The organism is Mesorhizobium sp. B3-1-7 (assembly GCF_006439385.1).
In the GTDB taxonomy this organism is placed as follows: Bacteria; Pseudomonadota; Alphaproteobacteria; order Rhizobiales; family Rhizobiaceae; genus Mesorhizobium.
The window spans coordinates 198766-216719 of record NZ_VFTL01000007.1; the positions used below are offsets into that span (position 1 = coordinate 198766).

At 63.6% G+C, this 17954-nt stretch carries 16 protein-coding genes; 10 read left to right on the plus strand and 6 right to left on the minus strand.

The window, feature by feature from the left end; all coding sequences use genetic code 11:
* Positions 1–37: 37 nt before the first annotated feature.
* From dnaQ to FJ417_RS08555, 5 genes are all read right to left on the minus strand, one after another.
* Complete coding sequence (gene dnaQ / locus FJ417_RS08535; protein WP_281405918.1) at positions 38–895, minus strand: DNA polymerase III subunit epsilon; 858 nt, start codon at positions 893–895, stop codon at positions 38–40.
* Entirely contained in the window at positions 822–1427 is a 606-nt protein-coding gene (gene coaE / locus FJ417_RS08540; RefSeq protein WP_140783159.1) for a dephospho-CoA kinase, read from the minus strand. Before coaE ends, dnaQ begins: the two co-directional genes overlap by 74 nt.
* Before the next feature lie 5 nt (positions 1428–1432).
* The gene (locus FJ417_RS08545; RefSeq protein ID WP_140783133.1) at positions 1433–2266 is read right to left on the minus strand and encodes a shikimate dehydrogenase; all 834 of its coding nucleotides are present in this window, start codon (positions 2264–2266) and stop codon (positions 1433–1435) included.
* Positions 2259–2858, minus strand: a complete 600-nt coding sequence (locus FJ417_RS08550; protein WP_140783134.1) for a Maf-like protein — start codon at positions 2856–2858, stop codon at positions 2259–2261. The genes FJ417_RS08545 and FJ417_RS08550 overlap by 8 nt, the downstream gene beginning before the upstream one ends.
* Before the next feature lie 304 nt (positions 2859–3162).
* Positions 3163–3984 carry a pyruvate, water dikinase regulatory protein gene (locus FJ417_RS08555; RefSeq protein ID WP_140783135.1) on the minus strand — a complete coding sequence of 274 codons (822 nt, stop codon included), beginning with the start codon at positions 3982–3984 and terminating at the stop codon, positions 3163–3165.
* Between the two features lie 403 nt (positions 3985–4387).
* Between FJ417_RS08555 and hemE the strand changes: the two genes are divergently transcribed.
* The 3 genes from hemE (at position 4388) to rho (ending at position 7458) form a co-directional block, all read left to right on the plus strand.
* A complete protein-coding gene (hemE, locus tag FJ417_RS08560) occupies positions 4388–5416 on the plus strand; it encodes a uroporphyrinogen decarboxylase (RefSeq protein ID WP_140783136.1) in 1029 nt (342 codons plus the stop codon).
* On the plus strand, positions 5413–5958 hold the full coding sequence (gene hemJ / locus FJ417_RS08565; protein ID WP_140783137.1) for a protoporphyrinogen oxidase HemJ: 546 nt from the start codon (positions 5413–5415) through the stop codon (positions 5956–5958). Before hemE ends, hemJ begins: the two co-directional genes overlap by 4 nt.
* A gap of 234 nt (positions 5959–6192) precedes the next feature.
* Entirely contained in the window at positions 6193–7458 is a 1266-nt protein-coding gene (gene rho / locus FJ417_RS08570; protein ID WP_140783138.1) for a transcription termination factor Rho, read from the plus strand.
* A 209-nt stretch (positions 7459–7667) separates the two neighbouring features.
* Here the strand turns inward: rho and FJ417_RS08575 are convergent, their stop codons facing one another.
* A complete protein-coding gene (locus FJ417_RS08575; protein ID WP_246687417.1) occupies positions 7668–9704 on the minus strand; it encodes a thioredoxin domain-containing protein in 2037 nt (678 codons plus the stop codon).
* Positions 9705–9814: 110 nt separating this feature from the next.
* Between FJ417_RS08575 and mnmE the strand changes: the two genes are divergently transcribed.
* The 7 genes from mnmE to FJ417_RS08610 all read left to right on the plus strand — a co-directional run bounded on the left by mnmE (position 9815) and on the right by FJ417_RS08610 (position 17821).
* Complete coding sequence (gene mnmE / locus FJ417_RS08580) at positions 9815–11122, plus strand: tRNA uridine-5-carboxymethylaminomethyl(34) synthesis GTPase MnmE (protein WP_140783139.1); 1308 nt, start codon at positions 9815–9817, stop codon at positions 11120–11122.
* A gap of 162 nt (positions 11123–11284) precedes the next feature.
* The gene (gene mnmG, locus FJ417_RS08585; protein WP_140783140.1) at positions 11285–13159 is read left to right on the plus strand and encodes a tRNA uridine-5-carboxymethylaminomethyl(34) synthesis enzyme MnmG; all 1875 of its coding nucleotides are present in this window, start codon (positions 11285–11287) and stop codon (positions 13157–13159) included.
* Positions 13156–13791 carry a 16S rRNA (guanine(527)-N(7))-methyltransferase RsmG gene (gene rsmG / locus FJ417_RS08590; RefSeq protein ID WP_140783141.1) on the plus strand — a complete coding sequence of 212 codons (636 nt, stop codon included), beginning with the start codon at positions 13156–13158 and terminating at the stop codon, positions 13789–13791. The genes mnmG and rsmG overlap by 4 nt, the downstream gene beginning before the upstream one ends.
* A 17-nt stretch (positions 13792–13808) precedes the next feature.
* Positions 13809–14606 carry a ParA family protein gene (locus FJ417_RS08595; protein ID WP_140783142.1) on the plus strand — a complete coding sequence of 266 codons (798 nt, stop codon included), beginning with the start codon at positions 13809–13811 and terminating at the stop codon, positions 14604–14606.
* Positions 14607–14672: 66 nt separating this feature from the next.
* A complete protein-coding gene (locus FJ417_RS08600; protein WP_140783143.1) occupies positions 14673–15566 on the plus strand; it encodes a ParB/RepB/Spo0J family partition protein in 894 nt (297 codons plus the stop codon).
* 808 nt (positions 15567–16374) lie between these two features.
* Complete coding sequence (locus FJ417_RS08605) at positions 16375–17001, plus strand: DUF1326 domain-containing protein (RefSeq protein ID WP_140659576.1); 627 nt, start codon at positions 16375–16377, stop codon at positions 16999–17001.
* Between the two features lie 31 nt (positions 17002–17032).
* Positions 17033–17821, plus strand: a complete 789-nt coding sequence (locus FJ417_RS08610) for a DUF2182 domain-containing protein (RefSeq protein ID WP_140783144.1) — start codon at positions 17033–17035, stop codon at positions 17819–17821.
* Positions 17822–17954: the final 133 nt, after the last annotated feature.

The following is a 17954-nucleotide window of genomic DNA, read 5'->3' on the forward strand; positions in this document are numbered from 1 at the left end:
TTCGGCCAATTTCCAACGTCGGCGCCAGCGCGCCCGCTCAGCCCGCTGTCGCTACTTTCAGCCACAGCGCCTTTTCACCCAGCGTTGAAACCAGCCCGGCATGCGCCGCACGATCCGCTTCGCTCAACCGCGACGGCAGGACGATCGGCCGGGCGCCGATCGAGATGTCGATATCGGCCACCTCGCCGGCGCCGTTCATGTGCACCGCCACGGCTTCCAGCACCAGCGCCGCCTGCTTGCCGCCGATCAGCTCGATATAGACCTCGGCCAGCAGTTCGGAGTCGAGCAGCGCGCCGTGCTTGGTGCGGCGGGTGTTGTCGATGCCGTAACGACGGCAGAGCGCATCGAGCGAGTTCGGCCCCATCGGATGCTTGCGGCGCGCAAGCGCCAGCGTGTCGACGATGCGGCCGGGATCGATGGCCGCCTGGTCGAGCCGGCTGAACTCGATATTGAGGAAGCCGATATCGAAGGTGGCGTTGTGCGCGATCAGCTTGGCGCCGTCGGTGAAGTCCAGCCATTCCTGCGCGATTTCGGCGAAGGTCGGCTTGCCGACAAGGTCGGCGGCGCTGATGCCATGCACGGCCTGCGCCTCGGCATGGATCGCGCGCCCTTGCGGATTGATGAATTTGTGGAAGGTGCGGCCGGTCGGAAAGCGGTTGACCAGCTCGACGCCCCCGAGCTCGATGATGCGGTCGTCGCGCAAATCGAGGCCGGTGGTTTCCGTATCGAAGATGATCTCACGCATTCGAATCAGTTGTCCTTGGCACGGGCAGCATCGTGCTTCGGCGAAAAATGGCAATGGCGGCTGCTGACAGCAAGAGTCAGGAGGGTGGTGCCTCCTTCTTATCCCCTGCCAGTTCGGCGACGATCGCCTCGACCGCCTTTCGCGCGGCATCGAAGCCGTGGCCGGTGTCGATGATGAAATCGGCCTGGCGGCGCTTTTCGGCGTCGGGCACCTGCTTGGCGAGGATCGACGAAAACTTCTCCTCGCTCATGCCCGGCCTGGCGAGCACGCGTTCACGCTGGATTTCGGGCGAGGCGGTGACGACCACGACCTTTTCGACGCGGTTGCGGCCGCCGGTCTCGAACAAAAGCGGGATGTCGAGCACGGCGAGCGGCGCGCCGGCGGCGCGGTGTTTGGCCAGGAACGCGTCGGCATCGGCGCGCACCAGCGGATGGACGATTGCCTCGAGCTTCTTCAGCGCGGCGGGATCGGCGAGCACTTTTCCGGCGAGCTTGACGCGATCGACCACGCCTGCCTGCGTCGTGCCCGGGAAGGCCGCCTCGACAAGGGAGGCCGCCTTGCCGGAATAGAGGCGATGCACGGTCTCGTCGGAATCATGCACCGGCACGCCGGCCTCGGCGAACATTTTCGCCGTCGCCGACTTTCCCATGCCGATCGATCCGGTGAGGCCGAGCACGATCATGGGTTTCAATGGCCCTCGATGTCGGCGACGATCATGCTTCGCAGCTCGGACGTAACGTCGGGTTTCCGGCCGAACCAGCGTTCGAAACCGGGCACCGCCTGATGCAGAAGCATGCCGAGACCATCGACGGTCTTCAGGCCACGCGCCCTGGCGGCGGCGAGCAAAGGCGTCTCCAGCGGCACATAGACAATGTCGGTGACGATGGCGTGGTCCGGCAACGCGCCCGGATCGGCGGCCAAGGTTTCATTGCCATGCATGCCGAGCGAAGTGGTGTTGATGAGCAGGCCGGCATCGGCAAGCAGCTCGCCGAGCGCATCGGCGCCATGCGCCGAGATCCCGGCGCCAAAATGGCGCCCGAGTTCCTCGGCTCTCGCGAGCGTCCGGTTGACGATGCGGATATCCTTCACCGCGCGCTCCTTCAGCGCATGGATGACCGCGCGCGAAGCCCCGCCGGCGCCGAGCACCACGGCCGGGCCATTGGCCGCCCAGCCGGGCGCATACTGGTCGAGGTTGGCGGCAAAGCCGTAGCCGTCGGTGTTGCCGCCACACAGAATGCCATCCTCGAACCATAGTGTGTTGACCGCGCCGATCGCGTCGGCCGCGTGATCGCGGCGGGCGACGCCGGCGAAGGCCGCCTCCTTGTGCGGGATGGTGACATTGCCGCCGCGAAAACCATTGTCGGCAAGCGCCTTCAGAAAGGACGCGAAATCATCCCGCGCCACGTCGATCGCTTCATAGCTGCCGTCGATGCCGTAGTGCGCCAGCCAATGGCCGTGGATCTTCGGCGAGCGCGAATGCGCGATCGGATGTCCCGCGACGAAGGCCCTTTTCTCAGCCATCGATGGCTCCCAATGCGCGCAGCTCCTTCAGCACCGGCAAAAGCGGCAGGCCGACAATGGTGAAATAATCGCCCTCGATCTTCTCGAACAGCTGGATGCCTTCGCCCTCGACCTGGTAGGCGCCGACGCTGGACAGCGCCTTGACGCCGACCAGCGCCAGATGCCGGCCGATGAAGGCGGGATCGAGCTTGCGCATGGTGAGGCTGGCGACGCCGACATGGCGCCACAGCACCTCGCCGTCGCGGCAAAGCACGGCGGCGCTGTTCAATTGATGCGTCTTGCCCGACAACGTTAGGAGATGACGCCGCGCGCTTTCCATGTCGGCGGGCTTGTGAAAGATCTCGTCGCCCAGCGACAGGGTCTGGTCGCAGCCGAGCACCAGGGCGCCTGGCTTGCGCTCGCTGACCTCGGTCGCCTTGGCCTCGGCCAGAATCGACGCGACATCCTCGGGCGAAGCGCCGCTGTCCTTCAGCGGAGCCTCGAGCGCGCGCTCGTCGACATTTGCCGGCACCGCCTCGATGTCGAGGCCGGCATTGACGAGCATCGCCTTGCGGTAGGGACTGCCCGAAGCGAGGATGATTTTCTCGGCCATGATTTTTCGCCCAACTAGCTCCCTGACGCTGTTGACCCATCGTTTGTCTGGGGTCCAGCACAAACTTTGGAGAATGGCCAAAGCCTTACGAACTTCGTCATCCTAGGCGAAGCAGGTGCGAAGCTCCGTCGCGAAGACCCTAGGATCCATGCCATAACCTCAGCCGAGAGGCGCAGCGGAGCAGAATTCTACACCGTCGCAACACTTCGACGTCTCGGCATGGATCCTAGGGTCTACGCCGCGTCGCTTTGCTCCTTGCTCCGCCCTAGGATGACGAAGCGGCCGGCGTCTCGACAAATCCCAGTTAGCGCGTCTTTCCCCGCAGGGCAACGATGGCGGCCGCGGTTTCCTCGATGGAGCGGCGGCTGACATCGATCATCGGCCAGCCATGCCGCGTGCAGAGCTGGCGGGCATAGGCAAGCTCCTCGTTGATGGCGGCGCGGTCGACATAGGCGGTCGGCACGAAGGCGGCGCTGTTGCCGAGGATGCGGTTTTGCCTCACATGCGAGATGCGTTCGGCCGTGGCGACCAGGCCGACGACCAAGGGCGTCTTGGCGGCGATCAGGCTTTCGGGAAGCGGCACGCCGAGCACGATCGGGATGTTGGCGGTCTTGATGCCGCGATTGGCAAGATAGATGCTGGTCGGCGTCTTCGAGGTCCGCGATATGCCGATCAGCACGATATCGGCATCGTCCATATTGGCCGGCAGCTGGCCGTCATCATGCTCCATGGTGAAGTTCAAGGCATCGATGCGGCGGAAATATTCGGCGTCGAGCACGTGCTGGGCGCCGACGCGGCGGCCGGCCGGCGTGCCGAGGTAGGACTGGAAGACCGTCAGCACCGGCTCCAGCACCGATACGCAAGGCAAGCCCATCGCCGCGCAGCGCTCGTCGATCGAGCGCGCCAGCTTCTGGTCGACCACCGTATAGAGAATGATGCCGGGCTCTTCCTCGATATCCTCGAAGACCTTGGCGATCTGCTTTTCCGTGCGGATCAGCGGATAGATATGCTCGATGGCGCGCGCATCCTTGTATTGCGCGGACGCCGCGCGGCCAGCCGCGAGCAGCGTCTCGCCGGTGGCGTCGGAGATCAGATGCAGGTGGAAGAAGCTCTGAGGTTTGTTCACAGGGGATGGGTCCAGGCTGTGGGCAATTGTGGACAAGGCTGGATGGGCAGGCCTTGGGTCGGGAAGCGACTGTATCAGATGGCCGCTTGTCCACAATTCGACCCGCTGTAGGCTTTGTCGCGGCGCTGGGGACAAAACTGGGGATCAATTTTTCTTGGCCGATTTCGTCCACAGCGGAAAGTCCAGACCCGAAAGGCCAAGCTTTTGACTCGAAAGCCTGAATCCGCTTCGTCCCCAGATCCCTCCAAATTGCGAAAGCGAGTACGCGACAATATGCTGACTGGCCTTTTCGAGCCGCAGGCTGGACAGGTCGCAACCATCACAACCAACAGACTCTTAGAATCAGAAGACTCTTTTAAAATAGATATTTGATTTAAGAGACACCCGGAGGGGACAGCGCCAAATGGCTGCGAAACGGATCATGCTGGACGTCCTCAAGGGCGAGACGGTTGCACCGCCGCCGCTCTGGATGATGCGTCAGGCGGGCCGCTATCTTCCCGAATACCGGGAGACCAGGAAGCGGGCGGGATCCTTCCTCGATCTCTGCTACGACCCGGACCTTGCCGTCGAGGTGACGCTGCAGCCGATCGAACGCTTCGGCTTCGATGCCTCGATCCTGTTCTCCGACATTCTCGTCGTGCCCAACGCCCTGGGGCGGGATGTCCGCTTCGAAGAGGGCCGCGGCCCGATCCTGAAGCCGATCTCGGCATCGGAGATTCCCGCGCTGAACGGCAGTATGTTTCACGTGAATCTCGAACCGGTCTACGAGACGGTGCGCCGGTTGCGCGTAAAACTGCCCGACGAGACGACGCTGCTCGGCTTCTGCGGCGCGCCCTGGACGGTGGCGACCTATATGATTGCCGGGCACGGCACGCCCGACCAGGGCCCTGCCCGGCTTTTCGCCTATCGCGAGCCCGAGGCCTTCGCACGGCTTCTGAAGATTCTGACCGACCACTCGGCCGCCTATCTCATTCGCCAGATCGAAGCCGGCGCCGATGCGGTGCAGATTTTCGATTCGTGGTCGGGCGTGCTGGACGAACCATCCTTCGAGGCCTTCTGCGTCGAACCGGTGGCCGAGATCGTCCGGCAGATGAAGGCGGCTCACCCGAACGTGCCAGTGATCGGTTTTCCGAAGGGCGCCGGCGAGCGCTATCGCGACTACAGGAGGAAGACCGGTATTGCCGGTCTCGGCCTCGACTGGACCGTGCCGCTGTCGATGGCGAAGGACCTGCAAGGCGACGGAGCGGTGCAAGGCAATCTCGATCCGCTGCGCCTGGTCGCCGGCGGCAAGGCGCTGGCCGACGGCGTCGATGCGATTCTGAGAACTTTGGGTGGTGGGCCGCTGATCTTCAATCTCGGCCACGGCATCACGCCGGAGACGCCGGTGGCGCATGTCGAGGCGATGGTGAAAATGGTGAGGAGCCGCCGATGAGCAATGAGGACAGCGCGAGCAGGGGGAACAGCACTGGCCAGGCGATGAAGCGCATGGCGATCGGCATTGTCGTGCTCGTCGTGCTGAGCGCGCTGCTCTATTTCGTGGCGGGCGACGGCTTCTACCCCTGGGCCAAGGCGATCCACGTAATCGCCGTCATCGCCTGGATGGCCGGCATGCTCTATCTGCCGCGGCTCTTCGTCTATCACGTCGATGCCGAGAAAGGCTCGGTGCAGTCCGAGACCTTCAAGGTGATGGAACGCCGGCTGCTGCGGGGGATCATCAACCCGGCGATGATCGTGACCTGGGTGTTCGGGCTTTGGCTGGCCTGGAAGGGCTTTGGCTTCCAGGGCGGCTGGCTGCACGCCAAGATCGCGCTGGTGCTCGTCCTGTCGGGTCTGCATGGCTATCTCGCCGCCGCGGTCCGGAAATTCGCCGAGGACAAGAACGAAAAACCGGCGCGGCACTGGCGGATCGTCAACGAGATCCCCACATTGGTGATGATCGTCATCGTCATCCTGGTCGTCGTGAAGCCGTTTTAGATCGGGAGCATGATCTTTCCGAAAACCGGTTTCCACTTTTCGGGATCATGCTCGAGGCTTACTTCAATCCAGCAGAAGCCCAGCAAAAGGCGGCTTGCTCTTTCAGGCGACCGACGATAAAAGACGGGTCTTCCTTCCCGTCATGCGCCGCCCCTTTCACTCGCTTTCGGCCGCGCCCGGCATTTGTCGTATTCAGCCGATTTTCCTCCCCAAAGCCTACCCAGAGTCTATCTAATGCAAGAAATGAAACTCGCAGAGTTCAAGAACAAGAAGCCGCCAGAGCTGATCGCTTATGCCGAGACGCTCGAGGTGGAGAACGCCAGCGTCATGCGCAAGCAGGAGCTGATGTTCGCGATCCTGAAGAAGCTCGCCGCCCAGGACATCGAGATCATCGGCGACGGCGTGGTCGAGGTGCTGCAGGACGGTTTCGGCTTCCTGCGCTCCGCCAACGCAAACTACCTGCCGGGTCCCGACGACATCTACATCTCGCCGTCGCAGATCAGGCGCTTTTCGCTCAAGACCGGCGATACGGTCGAAGGGCCGATCCGCAGCCCGAAAGAGGGCGAGCGCTATTTCGCGCTGCTCAAGGTCAACACCATCAATTTCGACGATCCCGAAAAGATCCGTCACAAGATCCACTTCGACAATCTGACGCCGCTCTATCCGACCAAGCGGCTGAAGATGGAGATCGACAATTCGACCTCCAAGGACATCTCGCCGCGCGTGATCGACCTGGTCGCGCCGATCGGCAAGGGCCAGCGCGCTCTGATCAACGCGCAGCCGCGCACCGGCAAGACTGTGCTGATGCAGAACATCGCCCATTCGATCACCGCCAACCATCCGGAATGCTATCTGATCGTGCTTTTGATCGACGAGCGTCCGGAGGAAGTGACCGACATGCAGCGCTCGGTTAAGGGCGAGGTCATCTCATCGACCTTCGACGAGCCGGCGGCGCGCCACGTGCAGGTCGCCGAAATGGTGATCGAGAAGGCCAAGCGCCTGGTCGAGCATGGCCGCGACGTGGTCATTCTGCTCGATTCGATCACGCGTCTCGGCCGCGCCTACAACACCGTCGTGCCGTCATCCGGCAAGGTGCTGACCGGCGGTGTCGACGCCAACGCGCTGCAGCGCCCCAAGCGCTTCTTCGGCGCCGCTCGCAACATCGAGGAAGGCGGCTCGCTGACCATCATCGCCACCGCGCTGATCGATACGGGCAGCCGTATGGATGAAGTCATCTTCGAAGAGTTCAAGGGCACCGGCAACTGCGAAATCCAGCTCGACCGCAAGGTGGCCGACAAGCGCATCTACCCGGCGATGGATATCCTCAAGTCGGGCACCCGCAAGGAGGACCTGCTGGTGCCGCGCGCGGACCTGCAGAAGATCTTCGTGCTGCGCCGCATCCTCGCGCCGATGGGCACGACCGACGCGATCGAGTTCCTCATCGACAAGCTCAAGCAGACCAAGACCAACGCCGACTTCTTCGATTCGATGAACACGTGATTGGGGTGGGCGCGGTAGTCCGCCCCTTTTCTTCGTCATTCTAGGGCGGAGCAAGGAGCGAAGCGACGCGCGCAGACCCTAGAATCCATGCCGTTCCTTTTGAGCTTTGCAGCGGTGCAGAATTCTGCGCCGCTGCTTTATGCGAGCGTCACGGCATGGATCCTCGGTCAAGCCCGAGGATGACGAAGAAACTCGGCCTCGCTGGCTTTTTAGCTTCGCCGCAGCAACTTCTCCAACTCACCCGCATCCGTCAGCACCGGCAGACACACGTGTCCGCTGCAGAACCAGGCGCCTGCCTTGTCCGTCGGCGGCAGCACGCCGCCCGGCAATAGCGGTCGATTCGCTTCCGTTCCGATCGGCACGACGATGTCCACCCGGCGTGGATCGGGATTCCGATTCGCAACCGGAACAAGACTTGAAGACTCTGGCTTGTCTATAATGACGAGCTTCAACGGTTCAAGCGCCAGGGCGCAGGCGTTGACGATACCGGCTTGGCCATAGGCCAGCTGGGACGCGCGGCCCATGGCGTGCTCGGCGGCCGTCCAGGCCTTTTCCCAGAGATCGAGGTCGCCAATGAGTGACGACAGCCGCACCAGCGCCTCGACGATCTGGCTGGTGGCGGAAGGTATCGCTTCGTCGACATCGCCGCGGATGCGGATCGGAACGTCGCCGCTGTCCGACGCCGTCAGCCAGTAGCCGGTCTTTTCGTCGTCCAGGTGCCAGCGGTCGAGCTCGCCGATGAACTGCCTGGCGCGATCCGAATAGGCCGGGTCGCCGGTCGCCTCGAACAGTGCGATCGCCGCGTTGGTCATGGCGGCATAGTCGCTGGACAGCGCCGGGAAAAGCTTCTTCGCGCCGAGCATGGAATGCGGCAGGCGGCCATCCTGGCTGGCCTCGACGATATGGGCGAAAGCCTTGGCTGCGGCATCGATCCACTCACGGCGCCCAAGTGAGCGGCCCGCCTCGGCGAGGGCCGCGATCATCAGCCCGTTCCAGTCGGTGAGCGCCTTGCCGTCTCGGCCAGGCCTGATCCGCTGTTCGCGGACGGCCAGCAGCTTCGCTTTCAGAGGAGTAAGCTGAGCGTAGTCGGCGATGCCCTGATTTTGCTGTGCTTGGGTCTGGCGAATGATCGGCTTGCCTTCCCAGCCATGCGGGGCGGCCAGCTCGAAATACCGCAAGAAGGTCGACGCATCGTCGCCGAGCGCGGCTTCGACCTCCTCGCGGTTCCAAGTGTAAAAAAGCCCCTCCTCGCCGTCGCTGTCGGCATCGAGGCTGGCCGCGAAGGCACCGCCTTCGACCAACATCTCGCGCAGCAGCCAGCTGACGGTTTCTTCGATTCGTACGCGGAACAAGTCGTTCCCGGTGGCGGCATGGGCCCAGTTGCACAGGTGAATGAGCTGGGCGTTGTCGTAAAGCATCTTCTCGAAATGCGGCACCAGCCATTCGGCGTCGGTCGAATAACGGCTGAGGCCGCCGCCGACATGATCGTAGATGCCGCCGGCGAGCATTTTTTCGAGGCTCAGCTGCACGGCATCGCGATGTTCCGCTTGGCCGTCCCGCAGCCAGGACAGCCAAAGCGCGTGCATGAACGGCGCGTTGGGGAACTTTGGCGCGCCCTTCAAGCCGCCGAGTTCGCGGTCGATCATGCCGTCGATGCGGCCGGCGAGGTCGGCCAGCGTATCGCGGTCGAGCACGGCCTTGCCCGTTGCGCCGGCAAGGCGCTGCTCGACATGGGCGGTCAGCCCGTCGGCGCTTTCGGCGAGGCTCTGCCGTTTTTCGCGCCAGGCCTTGTCGACCGCCTCCAGCACCTGGATGAAGCCCGGCCTTCCGTAACGCGCCTCGCGCGGGAAATAGGTGCCGCCCCAGAAAGGCTTGCCGTCGGGCGTCAGGAACATGGTCAGCGGCCAGCCGCCCTGCTCGCCCATGGCATGGAGGGCGGCCATATAGATCTGGTCGATGTCCGGCCGTTCCTCGCGATCGACCTTGATATTCACGTAGAGCCGGTTCATGACGGCCGCCACGGCGTCGTTCTCGAAGCTTTCATGCGCCATGACATGGCACCAGTGGCAGGCGGCGTAGCCGATGGAGAGCAGGATCGGCCGCCCGAGTTCCTTGGCTTCGGCAAGGGCAGCGGGCGACCAGCCGCGCCAATGCACGGGATTGTCGCTGTGCTGCTGCAGATAGGGGCTGGCCTCTTCGGCAAGCAGGTTTCGCGCGGGCAAGGTCACGATGGGCGGGCTCGGCATTTGGGTTTGATGCGGCAAAGCATGATGCCGAAAACCATGAGGCGGTCTTCGGCCGACATGCTCTACCTTTAATCTAGGCGGTTCGGCAGGTCCGGCAAATGGTTTCCCCAATGGCTTCGAAGGATTCGATCGTAGCGCTGTCCAGCGGCCGCCTGCCTGCCGGCCTTGCCGTCATCCGTATTTCCGGCCCGAAGACTCGATTCGTGGTCGAAACGATTGCGGGCGCCGTTAAGGACCGGTTTACCACGTTGCGCAAGCTCAAGGCCGCGGACGGCTCGGTCATCGATCACGGGCTCGTCCTGTTCTTTCCAGCTCCCGGCAGCTTCACCGGAGAGGATGTTGCCGAATTCCAGGTCCATGGCAGCCGCGCCGTCGCGGCCAAGATGCTGGAGACGATCACGGGCTTCGAAGGCGTGAGGCATGCCGAGCCTGGCGAATTCACCCGGCGCGCTTTTCTCAACGGCAAGTTCGACCTTGTCGAGACCGAGGCGCTCGCCGATCTGGTCAATGCCGAGACGGAAGCGCAGCGCCGCTTCGCCTTGCGCAACGCGGAAGGCACGCAGAGCGAGCTCTATTCGAGCTGGCGCCGCCGGCTGATCCATGCGCGCGCCATGATCGAGGCGGAAATAGACTTCGCCGACGAAGAAGACGTGCCGGGTTCCGTTTCGGATGCGGTCTGGTCCGACGTGTCGGCAATGATCGGTGAGATCGATCGGCATGTTGAAGGCTTCAAGGCAGCCGAGATCATCCGCGACGGGTTCGAGGTTGTGATCCTCGGTGCGCCGAATGCCGGCAAGTCCAGCCTGTTCAACGCGCTGGCCAGGCGCGACGCAGCGATCGTCACCGACGAACCGGGTACGACTCGCGATTTGCTCGAGGTCGCCATGGACCTCAACGGGCTGAAGGTGCGGATTGTCGACACGGCCGGCCTGCGGGACGCCGCGGGCAAGGTCGAATCAATCGGCATCGAGCGTGCCAGGGCCAGGGCCGGGGAGACAGACCTGATCCTGCTGTTGGAGGACATGGCTGACCCTGTTTCCGTCGGCGACGTTGCGAGCGGGGCTCCACTGCTGCGTGTCGGGACGAAGTCCGATATCGCCGGTGCCGGCGCTGGCGCATATGATCTGGCGATCTCTTCCAGGGACGGCACAGGGCTCGGCGCTCTTCTCGACGAGATCGGAGCCCGTGCCGCCAAGGCAGCCGGGGACGCGAGTGAAGTCCTCCCGTCGAGGCTGCGGCATGTCGAGCTGCTCAAGGAGACGACGGGCTTCTTGCGAGCGGCGTTGGCCGGACACAGCCAGGAATTGCGGGCCGAGGAGTTGCGGCTGGCGGCCGATCGGCTCGGCCGGATCATCGGCTCGGTCGATGTCGAGGATCTGCTCGACGTCATCTTTTCGCAGTTCTGCATCGGTAAATGATTCACGTGAAACACGACGCGGGACCCGTGCGGCGATGACTCACGTGAAACATTCCGGCTTCGGATATGTGTTTCACGTGAAACGAGTCGGGCCTTCGTCCTTGACAGCGCGTGATGACGGGGACATGTGTCGGGCAATCTCTGAAAGCGGATTCTTGGAAAAATGACCGATCACTATGATGTGGTGGTGGTGGGCGGCGGCCATGCCGGCTGCGAGGCGGCGAGCGCTGCCGCGCGCGCCGGCGCCAGGACCGCGCTGGTGACGCTGCGCTTCGATACGATCGGCGTCATGTCCTGCAATCCGGCGATCGGCGGCCTCGGCAAGGGCCATCTCGTGCGCGAGATCGACGCCATGGACGGGCTGATGGGCCGCATCGCGGATGCCGCCGGCATCCAGTTCCGCCTGCTCAACCGCCGCAAGGGGCCGGCCGTGCGCGGTCCGCGCACCCAGGCCGACCGCAAGCTCTATCGACTTGCCATGCAGGCCGCGATCGGCGAACAGGCCAATCTCGACGTGGTCGAGGGCGAGGTTCTCGATCTCGCAATCGAAGACGGGCACGTGGCGGCCGTGCTGGTTTCGGGTGATCGGCGCTTGGCCTGTGGCGCGGTCGTGCTGACCACCGGCACGTTCCTGCGCGGGCTGATCCATATCGGCGAGAGGAAGATCGTCGCCGGCCGCATGAACGAACAGGCAAGCCATGGGCTTTCGGCCACCATGGCGCGTGCGGGCTTCAAGCTCGGGCGCCTGAAGACCGGCACGCCCCCTCGCCTCGACGGCCGCACCATCGATTGGGCGTCGCTGGAAAGCCAGGCGGCGGACGAGGATCCGGTGCCGTTCTCGCTGATGACGGACGCAATCGTCAATCCGCAGATCCATTGCGGCATCACACGGACCGTGCCGGCGACGCATGACCTGATCCGGGCCAATCTCGGCCGCTCGGCGATGTATTCCGGCTCGATCGAAGGCGTCGGGCCGCGCTATTGTCCCTCGATCGAGGACAAGATCGTCAAGTTCGGCGACCGCGAGGGTCATCAGATCTTCCTCGAGCCGGAAGGCCTCGACGACGACACCGTCTACCCGAACGGCATCTCGACCTCGCTGCCGGAGGATGTGCAGCTCGACATCCTAAAGACCATTCCCGGGTTGGAAAAGGCGACGATGCTGCAGCCGGGCTATGCCATCGAATACGACCATGTCGATCCGCGCGAACTGAAGACGACGCTGGAGACGAAGCGCCTGGCCGGCCTGTTCCTGGCCGGGCAGATCAACGGCACGACGGGTTACGAAGAGGCCGGCGCGCAAGGTCTGCTCGCCGGCATCAACGCGGCGCGCAAGGCTTCGGCAAGCGAGCCGGTCGTGCTCAGCCGCACCGAGGCCTATATCGGCGTGATGGTCGACGACCTGAGCAGCCGCGGCATCGCCGAGCCTTACCGGATGTTCACCTCGCGGGCGGAGTTCCGGCTGTCGCTGCGCGCCGACAATGCCGATGAGCGGCTGACGCCGCTGGCCGACAAGCTCGGGATCGTGGCCTCGCCGCGGATGCAGCGGTTCGGCGAGATCGCGCTGAAACTCGATCAGGCCCGCGCGCTGGCAAAGTCGGTGACGCTGACGCCGAACGAAGCGGCGCGGCATGGGCTGGAGATCAACAAGGACGGCGTGCGCCGCTCGGCCTATGCGCTTTTGGCGCATCCGGGCGTCGACATGGCGTGGCTGACGCGTGTCGAGCCGCGCTTTGCCGCGCTTGACGCCAAGACGGCGGAGCGACTCGAAACGGAAGCGAAATATTCGGTTTACCTTGATCGGCAGCACGCCGATGTCGCGCAGATCAGGCATGAGGAATCGCGACTCATCCCCGAGACTATCGACTTTTCCGATGTTCCCGGACTTTCAAACGAGCTGAAGCAGAAGATGAAGACCCGCCAGCCGCGTTCGATCGCCGATGCTCAGCGGATGGAAGGCATGACGCCCGCTGCGCTGGCCATCATCGTGGCTCATGTCCGCAACGCCGAGTCCGCCGCGCGAAGGGACGTGGCGTGAGCGCTTGGGATGATCTGCAAAAGGCGGCGGGTCCGGTTTCACGTGAAACATTCGAGCGCCTTCGGGCCTTCGAAGAGCTGTTCCTGAAATGGAACCGCAGCATCAATCTGGCGGCGCCGTCGACGCTCGACGATGTCTGGCGCCGCCACATCCTGGATAGCGCCCAACTCGCGCGAATCGCACCCACTGCCACGCGCTGGGTCGACCTTGGTTCGGGCGGCGGGTTTCCGGGATTGGTGCTCGGCTTTCTGCTGGCCGAGCGGGCCGGCGCGTCGATCGACCTGGTCGAGAGCAACCGCAAGAAGGCTTCGTTTCTGCAATCGGTCATCGGTCAGTTCAATTTGCCCGCACGGGTCCTGGCAAAGCGCATCGATGACAGCTATGCGCTTGTTTCCGCACCGGAAATCGTAACCGCCAGAGCGCTGGCCGCCCTTCCGGATCTGCTCGACCTGGCTGCGCCGTGGCTGACCAAAGGGTCACGCGCGCTCTTCCATAAAGGCCGGGATTACCGATCTGAGGTGGAAGAAAGCACTCACCGCTGGGGCTTCGATCTGGTAGAACATTCGAGCATGACCGACCCACACGGCGTCATCCTTGAAATCACCGAATTGCGCCCGGCGAAACAGCAATGAATTACTGGCATAGGCCCATGAGCACAGCACCGCGTATCATCACTGTTGCCAACCAGAAAGGCGGCGTCGGCAAGACGACGACGGCCATCAACCTGGCCACGGCGCTGGCCGCGATCGGCGAGCGCGTGCTGATCGTCGATCTTGACCCGCAGGGCAATGCCAGCACCGGCCTCGGCATCGACCGCAAGGACCGCACCGTCTCGTCCTATGACGTGCTGACGGGCGAGCTCGATCTGGAAGCAGCCGCCGTGCCGACGGCGGTGCCGGGTCTGTCCATCGTGCCCTCGACGCTGGACCTGCTCGGCATCGAGATGGAGATCGCCTCGGCGCCCGACCGTGTGCTCAGGCTGCGCAACGCGCTGCGCACCGCCGCCGAGCGCGCGGCGCCGTTCGGCTATGTGCTGATCGACTGCCCGCCCTCGCTCAATCTTTTGACTTTGAATTCAATGGCCGCGGCCGATTCTGTTCTCGTGCCGCTGCAATGCGAGTTCTTCGCGCTCGAAGGTCTGAGCCAATTGCTGGAGACGGTCGAGCAGGTGCGCAACAGCATCAACCCGGATCTCACCATCCAGGGCATCGTGCTCACCATGTATGACGGGCGCAACAACCTCGCCAACCAGGTGGTGCAGGATGTGCGCACCCATATGGGCGACAAGGTCTATGAGACGATCATTCCGCGCAATGTGCGCGTTTCCGAAGCGCCGTCCTATGGCAAGCCGGCGATCCTCTATGACCTGAAATGCTCGGGCAGCCAGGCTTATCTGCAGCTCGCCTCCGAGGTGATCCGCCGCGAGCGCAAGCTGCGCGCCGCCTGAGCCGTAGGCGCGGCGGCAGCTTTGGTTAATTAGCCAATTCGATTCCGAAACGATCTGGACAAACCAATGAGCGAAGACCAATCAAGAAAAAGACTGGGCCGTGGCCTCGCGGCGCTGATCGGCGAAATCGACCGCCCGGCGGCGCCGGAAAAGCCAAGCGCGGCGGTCGCGGCGGACGGCAAGGTGCCGATCGAATTCGTCAGCCCGAACCCGAAGAACCCGCGCCGGTATTTCGGCGATGCCGAGCTCACCGACCTCGCGCAATCGATCCGCGAGCATGGTGTGGTGCAGCCGGTGGTGGCGCGCCCCTCGCCTTCGCAGCCCGGCCGCTACGAGATCATCGCCGGCGAGCGGCGCTGGCGGGCGGCGCAGCGCGCCGGCCTGACCGAGATCCCGCTGATCGTGCGCGACGTCAACGACCGCACCGCGCTGGAGCTGGCGATCATCGAGAACGTGCAGCGCGCCGACCTCAATCCGGTCGAGGAGGCGCAAGGCTATCAGCAGCTGATCGATGAGCACGGCTACACCCAGGCCGATCTCGGCCAGGTGATCGGCAAGAGCCGCAGCCATGTCGCCAACACACTACGGCTTCTGAAGCTGCCCCCCGTCATCCATAGCATGCTGGTCGACGGCGATCTCTCGGCCGGTCATGCCCGCACGCTGGTGACCGCGGAGGACCCGGCCGGGCTCGCCAAGCGCATCGTCAAGGAAGGGCTTTCGGTGCGCCAGGCGGAAGCGCTGGCGCAGACGCCCGCCGGCCCGACACCGGCCAAGACCAAGCCCGCGGCAAGCGCGTCGGACAAGGACCCCGACACGCTGGCGCTCGAGAAGCTGATGACCGATACGATCGGCATGATCGTCAGCATCGAGCACAAGGGCAAGGGCGGCACGCTCAGGGTCAACTATCGCTCGCTGGACCAGCTCGACGAGTTGTGCCGGCGGCTGAAGGACGAGCGGTAGGCGGCTGCGGCGTAACGGTATTTGCCGGAACCTGAGATTTTGGCTTAAGGCTGGATATGCGTGATATATCGGTGATAAACAGGGCTTGGGCGATGCGCCGGCCCTTTTTTGTTGCGCGCCGATCATTGAAGGCGATGGTGGCGGCAGATCTCCGACTTGAGGGGGAGTTGCCCGGCAGGACAAGAGGGACGCTGTCCGGCCAGCGTGTCAGCGCTTCTCTAGCCGCAACCCACGCGTCGTCATCCTCGGGCTTGACCCGAGGATCCATTCCGTGACCGACGCCGAAGGGCTCAGCGGTACAAAATTCTGTAAACGTTGCAATGCCTTAGCGTCACGGAATGGATTCCAGGGTCTGCGCGCGTCGCTCCGCTCCTTGCTCCGCCCTGGAATGACGACGGAGATGGTCGGCGTTCCTTCGCGCCCCTCTGTCCTCCTGGACCTCCCCATAAAGGCCCACGAGGGGAGATCAGCCGGCGCGTCGGTTTCGCCAATCACAAGCGTTTTGCAGCACAATCGCGAAACACAGCCTGTCGCGCCAGTGCATCGGACAGGTCTGCCGTTTGCGCGTCGGCAGCACCGCTGTCTGCAGCCGCACGCGGCCGAGCGACCCGACGTTCCAGCGCTCGAGTGCCTGCCGCTTGACAGTCCGGGGCAACGGCGTACCTTCCATTAGCTCGAACTTAAATTATGCCCCGGCGTGCCGATCAGTCGCGATGAGGGCTCTCTGCCGTTCCGATCGTGTTCGTGAAACGGCACCGCCTCGCCAAAGCGACATGCCCGACGCGCCTGACGCAAATGGGAGGTGCAAATGGCGGTCAGTTGGCAATTGTCTGGAAGTTACTTCGAGAACTGCAGCTGCGATGTCGTATGTCCCTGTCTGCTGTCCACCCAGGCGCAGCTGACGTCGAAGCCGACGAAAGGCGTTTGCGACGTTGCCCTGGTCTTTCATATCGACAAGGGCAGTTTCGGCGACGTTCGACTGGACGGGCTCAATGTCGCGATGGTTGCTCACACGCCAGGTCCGATGGCGGAGGGCAATTGGACGGCGGCGGCCTATATCGACGAACGGGCCGATGACCGGCAAACAGAGGCGCTAGGCGCCATCTTCACCGGCGCCGCGGGTGGGCCGATGGCTGCCTTCGCGCCGATGATCAGCACCAATCTCGGAGCGAAGAAGGCGCCGATCAAATACCAGGTCGACGGCAAGAAGCGGTCGGTGGAGGTTGCCGGCGTGATGCAACTGGCGGTCGAACCGTTGCCGACAATGCGCGAGGACGGTGAGATGTGGGCGGCCACCGGCCATCCCGTCAATCCAGACTGGCTAGGCCTGGCGATGGGCGCGGAAGGCAATACGTTCAGCGACCATGGCATGAGTTGGGATAATTCGCGGCGAAACGCGCACTACGCTCCGATCAATTGGTCCGGCCAGCAATAGTCCTTGACCGCATGGCCGGACGGGCTCGCCCATGACGCTGACACTGCAGCGAAACATCGTTCTCGCGCTGCTGATTGCGAGCGCCGCGGCGTCGTGGACTGTGCTCATCCGACAGCAGATCGGCATGGACGCGGACATGCGCATGGAAATCTACTCGCCCACCATGGGCATGACAGCGCCGCTCTTTCTTGCCGTCTGGATCGTCATGATGATTGCCATGATGTTTCCGACGGCCGCCCCGATGATCCTGACGTTTCACCAGGTTCAAGCGGCCAAGCGGGGGCGCGGCGAAACCTTCGTCTCCACCTGGGTGTTCGTGGCCGGCTACATGCTGGTTTGGAGCGCGATTGGCGTTCTCGCCTTTGCCGGTGCGGCCGGCGCGGAGATGCTTGGCGGGCAGATGGGAATGTCCGCCGCGACGGCCGCGCGCATCGGCGGCGTGCTGCTGATCGTTGCGGGTGCCTATCAGCTCTCCCCATTGAAGGATCTTTGCCTGGCCAAATGCCGCACGCCCATCGGTTTCATCCTGACCTCATGGCGCGACGGTCGTTGGGGCGCGGCACGCATGGGCATCGAGCATGGGGCGTTTTGTCTTGGCTGCTGCTGGCTCCTGTTTCTCGCCCTCTTTCCGCTCGGGATCATGAATGTCGCCGCAATGGCCGTGGTCACCTTGCTGATCTTTGCGGAAAAGACCCTCCAGTCAGGAGAGCGGATAGCCAAGCTGTCGGGACTCGCTCTGCTCCTTTACGGCGCGGCGGTGCTGGTCTTTCCACAGGCGCTGCCGACCTTCCAGCCGATGGACGCGATGATGATGAATTGAGAATTGAGCAACGACAGGGCAGGACGTATCCTTCGTCATTCTAGGGCGAAGCAATAAGCGAAGCGACGCGCGCAGACCCTAGAATCCATGCCGTGACACCTGAGCGCCGCGACAGTTCAGGACATTCACCAGC

Coding starts and splice junctions, on each gene's coding strand:
- dnaQ (WP_281405918.1), bottom strand. CDS start 895: ATGCCGCGCGAAAGGCGGTCGAGGCGATCGTCGCCGAACTGGCAGGGG.
- coaE (WP_140783159.1), bottom strand. CDS start 1,427: ATGATCGTGCTCGGCCTCACCGGATCGATCGGCATGGGAAAGTCGGCG.
- FJ417_RS08545 (WP_140783133.1), bottom strand. CDS start 2,266: ATGGCTGAGAAAAGGGCCTTCGTCGCGGGACATCCGATCGCGCATTCG.
- FJ417_RS08550 (WP_140783134.1), bottom strand. CDS start 2,858: ATGGCCGAGAAAATCATCCTCGCTTCGGGCAGTCCCTACCGCAAGGCG.
- hemE (WP_140783136.1), top strand. CDS start 4,388: ATGGCTGCGAAACGGATCATGCTGGACGTCCTCAAGGGCGAGACGGTT.
- hemJ (WP_140783137.1), top strand. CDS start 5,413: ATGAGCAATGAGGACAGCGCGAGCAGGGGGAACAGCACTGGCCAGGCG.
- rho (WP_140783138.1), top strand. CDS start 6,193: ATGCAAGAAATGAAACTCGCAGAGTTCAAGAACAAGAAGCCGCCAGAG.
- FJ417_RS08575 (WP_246687417.1), bottom strand. CDS start 9,704: ATGCCGAGCCCGCCCATCGTGACCTTGCCCGCGCGAAACCTGCTTGCC.
- mnmE (WP_140783139.1), top strand. CDS start 9,815: ATGGCTTCGAAGGATTCGATCGTAGCGCTGTCCAGCGGCCGCCTGCCT.
- mnmG (WP_140783140.1), top strand. CDS start 11,285: ATGACCGATCACTATGATGTGGTGGTGGTGGGCGGCGGCCATGCCGGC.
- FJ417_RS08595 (WP_140783142.1), top strand. CDS start 13,809: ATGAGCACAGCACCGCGTATCATCACTGTTGCCAACCAGAAAGGCGGC.
- FJ417_RS08600 (WP_140783143.1), top strand. CDS start 14,673: ATGAGCGAAGACCAATCAAGAAAAAGACTGGGCCGTGGCCTCGCGGCG.
- FJ417_RS08605 (WP_140659576.1), top strand. CDS start 16,375: ATGGCGGTCAGTTGGCAATTGTCTGGAAGTTACTTCGAGAACTGCAGC.
- FJ417_RS08610 (WP_140783144.1), top strand. CDS start 17,033: ATGACGCTGACACTGCAGCGAAACATCGTTCTCGCGCTGCTGATTGCG.